Origin of the sequence: Lutibacter profundi (assembly GCF_001543325.1) — a bacterium.
Lineage (GTDB): Bacteria > Bacteroidota > Bacteroidia > Flavobacteriales > Flavobacteriaceae > Lutibacter > Lutibacter profundi.
In genome coordinates, this window is sequence record NZ_CP013355.1 from 1,164,873 (window position 1) to 1,177,936 (window position 13,064).

General features: G+C 30.0%; 6 protein-coding genes. 3 read left to right on the forward strand and 3 right to left on the reverse strand.

The genetic code is table 11. From position 1 onward, the window contains the following. Positions 1-43 precede the first annotated feature (43 nt). Positions 44-6,730 carry an alpha-2-macroglobulin family protein gene (locus Lupro_RS05265; protein ID WP_068206938.1) on the forward strand — a complete coding sequence of 2,229 codons (6,687 nt, stop codon included), beginning with the start codon at positions 44-46 and terminating at the stop codon, positions 6,728-6,730. Here Lupro_RS05265 and Lupro_RS05270 read toward each other — a convergent pair whose 3' ends face one another. Further along, the gene (locus tag Lupro_RS05270; RefSeq protein ID WP_099092393.1) at positions 6,731-8,314 is read right to left on the reverse strand and encodes a beta-N-acetylhexosaminidase; all 1,584 of its coding nucleotides are present in this window, start codon (positions 8,312-8,314) and stop codon (positions 6,731-6,733) included. A gap of 151 nt (positions 8,315-8,465) precedes the next feature. Here Lupro_RS05270 and kdsA point away from each other — a divergent pair, with 151 nt between their 5' ends. After that, positions 8,466-9,284 (forward strand): 3-deoxy-8-phosphooctulonate synthase, encoded by an 819-nt coding sequence (gene kdsA / locus Lupro_RS05275; protein ID WP_068206942.1) that lies wholly within the window; start codon positions 8,466-8,468, stop codon positions 9,282-9,284. 48 nt (positions 9,285-9,332) lie between these two features. Here kdsA and Lupro_RS05280 read toward each other — a convergent pair whose 3' ends face one another. Both Lupro_RS05280 and Lupro_RS05285 read right to left on the reverse strand, forming a co-directional pair. Continuing rightward, positions 9,333-9,710, reverse strand: a complete 378-nt coding sequence (locus Lupro_RS05280) for a DUF1801 domain-containing protein (protein WP_068206944.1) — start codon at positions 9,708-9,710, stop codon at positions 9,333-9,335. A 60-nt stretch (positions 9,711-9,770) separates the two neighbouring features. Beyond that, positions 9,771-12,320, reverse strand: coding sequence for an adenosylcobalamin-dependent ribonucleoside-diphosphate reductase (locus Lupro_RS05285; protein ID WP_068206946.1), 2,550 nt, complete (start codon positions 12,318-12,320; stop codon positions 9,771-9,773). A gap of 168 nt (positions 12,321-12,488) precedes the next feature. On the opposite strand from Lupro_RS05285, the gene Lupro_RS05290 reads away from it, so the two are divergent. Continuing rightward, complete coding sequence (locus tag Lupro_RS05290) at positions 12,489-13,049, forward strand: hypothetical protein (RefSeq protein WP_068206947.1); 561 nt, start codon at positions 12,489-12,491, stop codon at positions 13,047-13,049. Positions 13,050-13,064 lie beyond the last annotated feature (15 nt).

Consider the following 13,064-nt stretch of genomic DNA (forward strand, 5'->3'; position numbering starts at 1 on the left):
GGGTATAACTTTTGTTATCTTTATTTTGTTAAATTGTATCTCTATGAAAAAAATTATTTTTTTTATTTTATCAACTGTATTATTTGTTTCTCTTTTAAATGCACAAGTTAAAGCCAATACGTACTCAAATTTATGGAAAGAAGTTCAAAAATATGAGCTTAAAAACTTACCCAAATCTGCTTTAAAAATTACTGATAACATCTACATAAAGGCAAAAGAAGAAAATAATTCACCACAGCTTATAAAAGCACTTATTTACCAGTCTAAATTTGCGTTAATTTTAAAAGAAAATGCACATTTAAAAGTTATTTTGAAGATAAAAAATGAAATTACAAAAGCGACAACTCCTACAAAAAACATATTGGAAAGTATTTTAGGCGACTTGTATTGGCAATATTACCAACAAAATAGATGGAAATTTTATAACCGTACCCAAACAAATTCAAAAATAGATTCAACAGATTTTAGGACTTGGGATTTACAAACGTTGTTTGTAGCAGCGCACAAGCACTATCAAAATTCTTTAAAAAATAGTGACTTACTAAAAAGTATAAACCTTAAACAGTTTAATAACATTCTTTCTCTTATCAAAAATTCTAAAAAATTTAGACCTACCCTGTATGATTTTATAGCACATAGAGCCATCAATTTTTATAAAAATGAAGAAGGTTATCTAACACGTCCTGCTTATAAGTTTGAAATAGAAAATAACCATCTTTTAGGAAATATCGAAGAATTTATTAATACAACTGTTATTACAAAAGATAGCTTATCGCAACACTTACATGCCGTTAAATTATATCAAGATTTATCATTATTTCATTTAAACGATAAAAATCCGACTGCCCTTATAAATTTAACATTAAGTCGACTTCACTTTATAAGAAAAAATGCTGTTTTTGAGAATAAAGATAGCATTTATTTAAACACTCTTTTAAACTTAAAAAACCTCTACAAAAAATACGAATCCTCAAGTGAAATAAGCTTTGAAATTGCACAAATGTACTATGAGTTAGCAAATAAATACACCCCTAAAATTAATTCTAAAAATCAATTTAAGCGACAAGATGCCCTTAAAGAATGTGAACAAGCAATTGCGTTATTTCCCAAAGCTTCTGGCACGCAAAAATGCATTGTCTTAAAAAATAAGATACTGCAAATGCACTTGGTTATTACTGCTGAAAAATACATTTCTATAAATACACTATCTCGGCTATTGGTTGAATATAAAAACATAAGTAACCTCTATTTTACAGCTGTAAGAATTAGTGAAAAGCAACAAAAAGAATTTTTTAAAATATATAATGATTCTACCAGAATTGCCTTTATAAAAAAGCTCAAAGTAGCAAAAAAATGGAACGCAAGTTTAAAAAATGAAAATGACTATCAACTTCACAAAACTGAAATTTTATTCCCTAAGTTACCTCAGGGAAGGTATCTTGTACTTGCTACTCCAAACAACCACAAACTACTTCTTAATAAAGCAATTGCTTTTAACACCGTTCAAATAACAAATTTGGCGTTAATTGAGGATAACAACAACGGTGAATATCATTATCAAATTGTAGATAGAAATACTGGTAAACCTCTTAAAAAAGTAAAAATAAATTTAAAAAATTACAATACCGGCAAATACAACAAAACGCTAAATAAAACTTTTACAACAAACAAATTTGGTCAGTTTTTGTACAAAAGTAAAAAGGATTATAACAACATTGTGATTACTGTAAATCACGGTAATGATACCGCAACTTTTGGTGATTATTATTTTTATAAACATCGCAAAAGAAAGTATCAAAACAATAATGATGAAATTATAATTAAACCTTTTTTATTTACAGATAGAAGTATTTATAGACCGGGACAAACTGTGTACTTTAAAGGAATTTTTATTAAGAAAAAGGGAAACCATACAAGTCTTTTCACCAATGAGTTTGTAGAAATTATTTTAGAAGACCCAAACGGTGAAGATGTGAAGCAGTTAAATTTAAAAATTAATGAATTTGGGAGTATTTCTGGTGAGTTTAAACTTCCTTTATCTGGCTTAACTGGTGAATACACCTTTTACATAGATGAGAGCTATGAATACGATAGTAAATTTTATGACAATGAAGATTATTACTTTGAAAATGAATACGATTTTACCATCGCTGTTGAAGAATATAAACGTCCAAAATTTGAAACTACATTCAATCCGGTAAAAGAAACTTATAAGCTAAATGACAGCATAACCGTAAAGGGAACTGCAGCTGCTTTTTCAGGAAGTAAAATTAGTCATGCAAAAGTAATCTATCGCGTAGTTAGAACTGCTAACTTACCCTCTTGGCACAATTGGCAGGCTTCCAGTTACTTTAATTCTACAAAACTAGAAATAACTCACGGAGAAACAGAAACAGATGAAAATGGCTTGTATAACATAACTTTTAAAGCTATTCCTGATTTAGAAATACCCAAGGAAAAGTTGCCTACTTTTAACTACAAAGTTTTTGCCGATGTTACTGATATTAACGGAGAAACTCATAGTACGGAAACTACCGTTAAAGTTGGATATCACTCGCTTACCATTTCTGCAAACATAGATTCAAAAATCGACCAAATTAAAACAGCTAATGTACTCTCTATCTCATCTTATAATTTAAATGGCGAATTTGTTCCTGCAAAAGGAGCCATCAAAATTTACAAATTAAAATCCCCTCAAAGTCCTCTTCGGAAAAGACCTTGGAATGCTCCAGATTATCAATTATTTACTGAGAATGAATTTCGTAACTATTTTCCACATGACCCTTATACCGATACTGAAAGTGTAGAAAAAAATTGGAAAAAAGGAATACTGGTTTTTGAAAGCAACTTTGATACCAGAAAATCTAAAAAAATAATTCTAGAAAATATAAAAGAATGGATTACCGGAAAATATGTAATTATTGCCGAAGGAAATGATACGTTTGGACAACAAGTTATAGATAAAAAGCGCTTTTCTGTTTTCAATAGTAGTAACCCTCAAGTATCTGATAATAAATTATTTGAAATTAATATCAATAAATTTATTTACAGTGCTAATGAAATGGTTCAACTTCAACTAGGCTCAGCATCAAAAAATATTTCTGTTACTGTTGAGATTGAAAAACAACATCGTATTATCACTCGTTACATTATTCATTTAAATAACGAAATAAAAACAATAAACATCCCTGTTTACAAAGAAGATGAAGGTGGGTTTGCAATTAAATATCATTACGTAAACTACAATAGTTTTGAAAACGGAAGTATAAATATCAATGTTCCGTATACACAAAACAACTTGCAAATTGAAACGCTCACCTTTAGAGATAAAATACAACCTGGTAGTAAACAAACTTGGAGTTTTAAAATAAAAGGAAGCCATAACAATAAAGTTGCGGCAGAGATTTTAGCTTCTATGTATGATGCCTCTTTAGATAAATTCAAAAGTCATAATTGGAATTTTAATCCTGTTACTAAGTACAGCTACTATTCATATACACAAAGTAACGCAAGTAAAAGTTTTGGGACTAAAATTTTTATGTTAAGAAACAAAGCTTTTAAATACTACTCCTTTTTTCAGCAACAATATGACGCACTGAATTGGTTTGGTTTTAGTTTTAGTAATAACAGATACACCAACCGACATTATTTAGTGAAAACAAAGAAAGCCGTTAAAAGCGAACGTACAAAATACGATAAAATAATTCGTGGAACCGTAACCGATGAAAGTGGACCTTTGCCAGGTGTAAACATAACTATTAGTGGAACTAGCTTTGGTACACAAACCGATTTTGACGGAAACTACTCTATTAAAGTGAAAAGTGGCGATCAACTGGTTTTTAGTTTTGTAGGAATGATAACCTCTTCAAAAATTGTAGGAAATCAATCTAGAATTGACATACAACTTAAAGCGTCAGAAGAAGCTTTAGATGAAGTGGTGGTTACTGCACTGGGAATAGAAAAGAACAATAAAGCACTCGGTTACTCAATTTCAACTGTTTTTTCAGAAAAAATTTCTGCAATCGATGATATTGAAACTATTTTAGCAGGAAAAGTTTCTGGTGTTCAAATTTTGGGAGCAGTAGGTGCTTCAGAAAAAATTACAATAAGGGGACTGAGCAGTGTTAAAATTAAAAACAAACTCCTATTTATTGTTGATGGCATACCTGTAGAAGATTTTGACATCGACGCAAACGAACTTGCCGCTTTGCGTATTTTAAAAGGTGCTGAAGCCGTTGCTTTATATGGTACCAAGGCTATTAATGGTGTGGTTATTATCCGCACCAAAAAAGGGCAACAAAAACTTGATTTGCAGCTTTCTAAAGTAAATACTCGAAAAAATTTCAATGAAACTGCCTTTTTTTACCCAAACTTAAAAACCGACGAAAAAGGAAATCTAATATTTAATTTTACAGCTCCAGAGGCTTTAACTCGATGGAAATTACAGTTATTGGCACACACTAAAAATATAGCTTTTGCTACAAAAACGTTAACTACAGTTACTCAAAAAGAATTAATGGTTTTACCAAACCCTCCACGTTTTTTACGAGAAGGAGATAAAATTATATTCTCTAGTAAAATTTCAAATTTAACAACTAAAAGTCTTAACGGCTTTGCCAAACTAGAATTAACAGATGCCATTACTGGTAAAATAATTAATAAACAATTAGAAAATAGGTTAACAACTCAAAATTTTAAAATGAACGCCAATGGAAACACAAACGTTAGTTGGAAACTTTCAATTCCTAAAGGAACACAAGCTGTACAATATAAAATTATTGCAAAAGCAGGTGACTTTAGTGATGGCGAACAAAATATATTACCTGTCCTTTCAAATAGAATGTTAATTACAGAAACATTACCTATGTGGGTTAGCGGCAATCAAACAAAAACATTTTCTTTAGATAAATTAAAAAAGAATACCTCAACCACACTTAGCAATCATAAATTAACATTAGAAATAACTTCAAATCCTGCTTGGTATGCAATACAAAGTTTACCCTATTTAATGGAGTATCCTTATGAATGTGCTGAACAAACTTTTTCTCGTTATTATGCAAATGCTTTAGCAAATCACATTCTAAGCTCAAATTTGCGAATTAAAGAAGTATTTAATCAATGGAAAACTAGTGGTGCTTTAATTTCTAATTTAGAAAAAAATCAGGAGCTAAAATCTATTATAATTCAGGAAACACCGTGGGTGCGTGATGCACAAAGTGAAACTGAACAAAAAAAGCGTATTGCTTTACTATTTGATTTAAATAAAATGAATAATGAAGTGCAAGCTACTATTAACAAATTAGAAGAAATGCAGTTTAACAATGGTGGATTTCCTTGGTTTAAAGGAAATAAATACCCTAATCGCTATATCACTCAACATATTACAACTGGTTTTGGTCATTTAAAAAAATTAGGTGTTCTAAATACCTTAGCTAAAAAACGAATTCAAAAAATAAATAAAATAACCTTAAAAGCTATTCATTTTTTAGATGGAGAACTATTGAATGATTATAATAAATTGCTGAGAGAAGCTAAAAAAAGAAGAGAAAAAGCAAAAACCAAGCAAAAAGGAATACAGGTTGAAGCCGATTATTTAGCAAAAAGACATGTTAGTTATTTACAATTAAACTATTTGTATATGCGAAGTTTTTATTCAACACTAAAAATTCCTAAAAATATCCAAACAGCAATAAATTATTACACGCAACAATCTGGTAACTATTGGAATGATTTTAATTTGTATTCCAAAGGATTAATTGCTTTAATTCAACATAGAAATAATAATAAAACCATTGCTACTTCTATTTTAAAATCATTAAAAGAAAATAGTATAAGCAGTGACGAATTAGGGATGTATTGGAAAGAAAATACTGCAAGTTGGTATTGGTATCAAGCTCCAATAGAAACACAATCATTACTTATTGAAGTTTTTTCAGAAATTGAAAACAATACATCCACAATTGATAAATTAAAAGTGTGGCTATTAAAAAATAAGCAAACAAACAGATGGGAAACAACAAAAGCAACTACAGAAGCTGTTTATGCATTATTACTTCAAGGAAGTGATTGGTTATCAATAAATGAAGCGTTAGACGTTTATGTTGGAGCAAAAAATGTTAATTCTTCAAAATTAGAAAATGTACAAATTGAAGCTGGTACTGGTTATTTCAAAACTTCATGGAATGGTGCAGAAATTACGTCAGACATGGGTAAAGTTACTATTAAAAACAACAATAGAGGAATTGCTTGGGGAGGTTTGTATTGGCAATATTTTGAAGATTTAGACAAAATCACATCGGCAAAAACACCGCTTAAACTGAGTAAAAAATTGTTTCTAAAAACAAATTCAAATACTGGAAAATTATTAACTAAAATTACGGCTAAATCAGCATTAAAAGTTGGAGATTTAATTACCGTAAGAATTGAATTAAAAGTTGATAGAAATATGGAGTTCCTTCACATGAAGGATATGCGGGCTAGTGGGTTGGAACCTGTAAATGTATTGTCTAAATACAAATGGCAAGATGGTTTAGGTTATTATGAAAGTACCAAAGATGCTTCAACAAACTTCTTTTTTGAAAATTTACCGAAAGGTGTATATGTTTTTGAATATGATTTACGTGTAAATAATGCTGGAAACTTTAGCAACGGAATTACAACCATTCAAAGTATGTATGCTCCTGAATTTAGTAGCCATAGTAAAGGTATTAGATTGAACGTTGAAAATTAATTACATTTTCTCCTTTTTTTCATCCCAATCAATCAATGATGAAGGATAAAAGTTAATTTTCATTATTTTTAATCGCTTGGCATGTTTTTGTAATCTTATTTTATAATCGTCCCAAACTCTTAAAGAATCTGGTGTCCATCCAATTTCTGCGTGTCCAATAATTCGAGGAAAAATCATCAATTCTAGCTCCTTCATATTTGTAACGGTTTCCGTCCACAATGGTGATTCTATTCCTAAAATATCTTTTTTAGTGATTCCTGAAATTAAGGTTGACGGATTCCAGTTATATGCTTTATCAATATCAACATACCCTGCCCATTTCAAACCAAGTTTTGTAACAGAATCATATTTCATATCTAAATAAGTTCTGTCACTTGGAGATAGAATAATTTTCGCATTTTTTGATACACCTTTTAACGCATTTTTAGGTCTTCCCCAATATTGAACTATGGTTGCTGGTTTTAGAGCTGCACTCACAATTTCATCCCATCCTATTACCTTTTTTTTATTAGCAATTACTATTTCTTGTACTCTATTTATAAAAGGAATATAATCTTCAATTTTTGTTGAATGTGATTCATCTCCTCCAATATGAATATACGGACCTGGTGTTATTTCCGATAATTCTCTAATTACATCATTTACAAATCTATAGGTAATTTCTTTATTGGTACATAAGGTACTAAACCCAACTTTCATTCCTGTATATAGTTTTGTTGCTTTCCCATCGCAATTCAATTCTGGGTACGATACTAAAGCGGCATTTGTATGTCCTGGCATATCAATCTCAGGAATAACCGTTATATATCTTTGCTGTGCATACTTTACAATTTCTTTATAATCTTCTTGTGTATAAAAACCGCCTTTACCACCTCCAACTTCAGTTGAGCCTCCATAAGTTGTTAAATTTGGCCAAGATTTAATTTCAATTCGCCATCCTTGATCATCAGACAAGTGTAAATGAAGTACATTTAATTTGTACATTGCTATCATATCTATATATTTTTTTACATCTTCCTTCTTAAAAAAATGTCGAGTTACATCTAACATAGCACCTCTATACGTAAATTGTGGGTAGTCGTAAATTTCACCAGAAGCAATAAACCACTTTCTGTTTTGGTAATCAGCTGCTTCAATTTCAGAAGGGAAAATTTGACGAAGTGTTTGAACTCCTCTAAAAATACCTTTGGCAGTATTTGCCTTTATAATTATATGTTTTTCAGTAATATTTAAAGAATAGCCTTCATCACCATAATTAGATTCTTGCGTTGTAATTACTAAATAAATACTATTTGAAATTGCTTTTTTTGAAGTTGTTTGTACTTCTAAATTAAAACCTGTAGCTGGTTTTAATAAATTTGCTAAATATTTTCCGTTTTCTAGTAATTTTTTTGAATCTCCTTTTATTAAAATTTTAGTGTTCCTTGTCAATTCAAAAGAACTTCCTGTAGGCTTCACAGAAACAGGTTTCGGCAATAGCACTTCATTTAAAAGATTCATTTTAGGATTTTCTTTGCATGACGTTAATAATGCTACTAGAAAAAAGATAGTAATTGTATTTAAATACTTTGTAAGGGTCATCATATTTTTAAATTTCTTGAATCTCAAAAATAAGTAAAATAATACTATAAAAATGTCTCTTGTAATTTTTAAAATTTAGTTACATCTTCAATATTAAACGTTCGTACCTTTAAAAAACTCAAAAAAACTGTACATTTGCCTAAAATAAATGACCATGAATTTAAACCTAATTCCCAACATAAAACATACGGATAGCAATAACTTTTTTTTATTAGCAGGCCCTTGTGCCATTGAAGGTGAAGAAATGGCCTTACATATTGCTGAACATATTTTAAAAGTGACTGATAAACTAAAAATACCATTTATTTTTAAGGGAAGTTTTAAAAAAGCCAATCGTTCTAGAATTGATAGTTTTACAGGTATTGGAGATGAAAAAGCATTGAAAATTTTAAAAAAAGTTACTACAACTTTTAATATCCCAACAGTAACTGATATACATAATGTTACTGACGCTGCAAAAGCTGCTGAATATGTAGATGTATTACAAATACCTGCTTTTTTAGTTCGTCAAACAGATTTAGTTGTTGCTGCTGCAAAAACTGGGAAAGTTGTAAATTTAAAAAAAGGACAGTTTATGAGTCCTTCTGCTATGAAACATGCGGTGCAAAAAGTAAAAGATAGTGGTAATGAAAAAGTTTGGATTACCGATAGAGGAACAATGTTTGGCTACCAAGATATGATTGTTGATTATAGAGGGATTCCCGAAATGCAACAATTTGCTCCAACTATTTTAGATATTACACACTCATTACAACAACCAAATCAAAATAGTGGTGTTACAGGTGGTAAACCTGAATTAATAGAAACTATAGCCAGAGCAGGTGTTGCTGTTGGCGTTGACGGGTTGTTTTTAGAAACTCATTTTAATCCTTCAATAGCAAAAAGTGATGGCGCAAACATGCTAAACCTTAAATATTTAGAAAACTTATTAAGTAACTTAGTTGCTATTAAAAAAACTATAAATACACTATAACTACCTGTATTTAAAAATATTAGCACATTTAACAACACAAAACTACGTTTAAATTACCCAAGCTCTTCTACTATTATCTAAAAATACTGTTGCATCTTTTAATAATTCAACAAATTGAAATTCATCAAAATCTTCTATTTTTTTAACCTGAAGAGAACGAACTTGTTTACGATTATTATTATTTTTAAGTTGAACATGTTTTTTTTCTAACAAAATACCCTGCACAAAAGCCACATCAACGTAATTTCTTCCTTTTAAAATATTTAGGTACAACATTGGCTTATTGTTATACTCATAATAGGGAACTTTATATTTATACTTTTCTTTAATATGTGGTAGTGTTTTAAAAATTACGCTACGCACATACAACATAATCTCTTGATATGGTTCTTCTTGATTTAAAATATGTTGTTCAACTGGGCTCATAAAAAAACACCAATAAGATATGTATTTTTATTGATGTTTTTTGTTTAACCAGAAAATATATTATCCGCATTTAGAGTGCCCACAATTTTTACACTTTAAACAACCCTCTTCGTAAATTAAACCTTCCGGATCTCCACATTCAGGGCATTTTTTATCAACAGCTTGGGTACCATCTGTCACAAATTGTTTAAGTGTACGTGCAATACCATTTTTCCAAGTATTAATGTTTTCATCATACATATTCAGATTGTTAATCAAATCTACCACATAAGGTATTGGCATTCCATGACGTAGTACTCCTGAAATTAGTTTGGCGTAATTCCAATATTCTTTATCAAAAGTTCGTGATAACCCCTCTAAAGTTACCTTATATCCCTGCTTATCTAAAAATTGAAAATCGTAACGAGATATTCCGTTTTCATCTCTATTTTTTATAACCCATCCTTTTTCTAACCAAGTTGGTAAAATAAATGCGTCTTCCATTTTTCCTGTAAATACTTCATAAGGTCTATTATTTATCAATCCAACAACAGCTACCCATTTATCATAATCATTTTGAAATCTCACTACCTTAGCCTCTATTTTTTTAGGTCGCTTAGGAAATTTGGTATCGGCATAACAATCCTCTTTTTTTGATTCCTTTTTATCATCGTTAGCAACCAAAATACCACTACGTGAACCGTCTCTATAAACTGTAATTCCTTTCAATCCTTTTTTCCAAGATTCTATATAAATATCTCCTACTGTTTCTACAGAAACATCTGAAGCTAAATTAATTGTAGAACTAATTGAGTGTGTAGTATATTTTTGAACTAATGCCTGCATTTCAATTCTTTTCACCCAATCTATCTCTGGCGCAGTTGCACCGTTATAAGGGCTTTCTTTATAATCCGTTTTACCTGTTACTTCCATCCATTTTTTTAACTTAGGGTGGTAAACCTCAAACTCTTCATAAGCATCTCCTAAATCATCTACATACGCTATTTTGGCATTATCATCATCTTGATTTACCTTCCTTCTTCTTTTATAAGACAACAGGAAAACAGGTTCAATTCCTGATGATGTTTGTGCCAACATACTTAAGCTTCCAGTTGGAGCAACGGTACTAATTGAAATATTTCTTCTGCCATATTTCATCATTCTTTTATAAATTGAAGGGAATTCTTTTTCAATCATTTGCACAAACTCAGAAAAATTTTCAATTTCAGGATTGAATGCTTCAAATTTTCCACGAGTTATTGCCATATCAATACTGCAATCAAATTCAGCTTTAAATTTGGTTTTCATTATTTCATCAACAACTGCAATGGCTTCATTTGTGTCAAATTTCTCACCTAAAGCAGCCATTGTATCGGCCAAAGCTGTAAAGCCTAAACCTGTTCTTCTACCTTGTTTACCTGTTTTATATAATAATTTCCAAGTATCAATTTCAACCTGTTTAATATTAAGAGGTTCTTTATCGTGCATTATTTTATTAAAAATCTTATCAACAGCTTCCAATTCTAAATCAACTAAATCATCCATCAATCGTTGTGATTCATAGGCTATTTTATATAATTTTTTAAAATTGAATTTGGCTTTTTCAGTAAAGGGGTTTTCAACAAAACTATATAAATTAATTGCTATTAGGCGACAACTATCTCCTCCTTGCATTGCTATTTCTGAACAAGGATTTGTAGAGCTATTTTTAAATCCGGGATATATTGATGACGTTGAATAAAAATGCTGACGATCCCAAAATATCAAACCCGGTTCTGCGGTGTTATGAGCACTTTTAATTATGGTATTCCACAATTCTTTTGCTTTAATTGTTTTAGTATATTGAGGGGTTTTACTATCAATTGGCCAACGTAAGGTAAAATCATCATCATTTACAACAGCAATCATAAATTCATCTGATAAACGAAGCGATATATTGGCTCCTGTAATTTTAGATAAATCTTGTTTTACAGTCACAAAATCTTCAATATCAGGATGTGCAATATCCATTGTTAACATCAATGCCCCTCTCCTACCATTTTGAGCAACTTCTCTGGTGGTATTTGAAAAACGATTCATAAATGAAACAGCTCCAGTAGTACTTCCTGCAGCATTTGAAACTGATGCTCCATTTGGTCTTAAATTTGACAAATCAACACCTACTCCACAACGACGTTTAAATAGTTGTGCTAGTTGCTGGTCTGTATAAAAAATTCCCCCATAAGAATCGTATACTGGAGGTACTACAACACAATTTGACAAAGAAGCAATTGTATTATTATTACCTAAAGATGACATTACACTTCCTTGAGGTATTATATATTTAAAATCTTTAAACATCTCTAAAATGGCTTCTTCTGATAAGAATTCACGTTTTTTACCATAAGCAGATAAACCTTCTGTACTCTTTTCTTTTCCAAAATATTTTTTTTCAATGCGGGCAAATTCAACTGCCATTCTTTGATGCATATCATGAGGAGTGGCTTCTAAAAATTCACCCTTCTTATTCTTCATCGCATACTTGTTAATCCAAGTAGTTGCGGCAAGCTCATCGCCATTAAAATAAGCTAAAGAACTCTCTAGCACCTCTTTATATGTAAATATTTTTGAAAAGATTAGTTGTTCTGCCATTGTAAAAATTGTTTTTGTTTGGTGAATTTTGAGTTACTAAAATTATTGAATATTTAAACCTATTTCATCTTCTATTGAAATTAGTTAATAACATTTCATTGTTGAAAACTCAAAAATTTTACGTTATTAATTTTTTGTAGATTTAAGGAATTCTAATTTTAAAATTTTTTGAATACAAAAATTCACAATTTATCTTTAGGTGGAGTAACAGGAATTATTGTTGGTTTTTTAGGAATTATTTTTATATACTTCATCCATTTTATTCTGAATCAATACCTTTCTGCTTCAGAAGGAGTAGCTCTATTACCTATTTCATTTTTTCAACTATTATTAGTTGCTATTTGTTTTATATATATATTATTTTCTTACATTTTAATTGTGCTTATTAATAAGAAGCGAAAAAAACATGAGGTAAAAAAATGGAATTCAAATGCAAAACAAATTAGACGTATTTATTTAATTCACCTAATTTTTGGTGGAATTATTCTCTATTATATCTTAGTTGTAGGTGATTTAAAATTAATTATACCAACTTCTCTAATACTGTATGGAATTGCAAGCGTTTTAGCTAATAAATTCACAAGAGGGGCTACAAGAGTTTTAGGATTTCTATTTCTCTTAAATGGGGTTTTAGCATTTATTTATCCTAATTATTCATTTATTTTATGGGGTATTTCTTTTGGTATTTATCATATTTGTTACGGCATCATTTATAATAACAAAATATAAATGTTCAATTAAAAC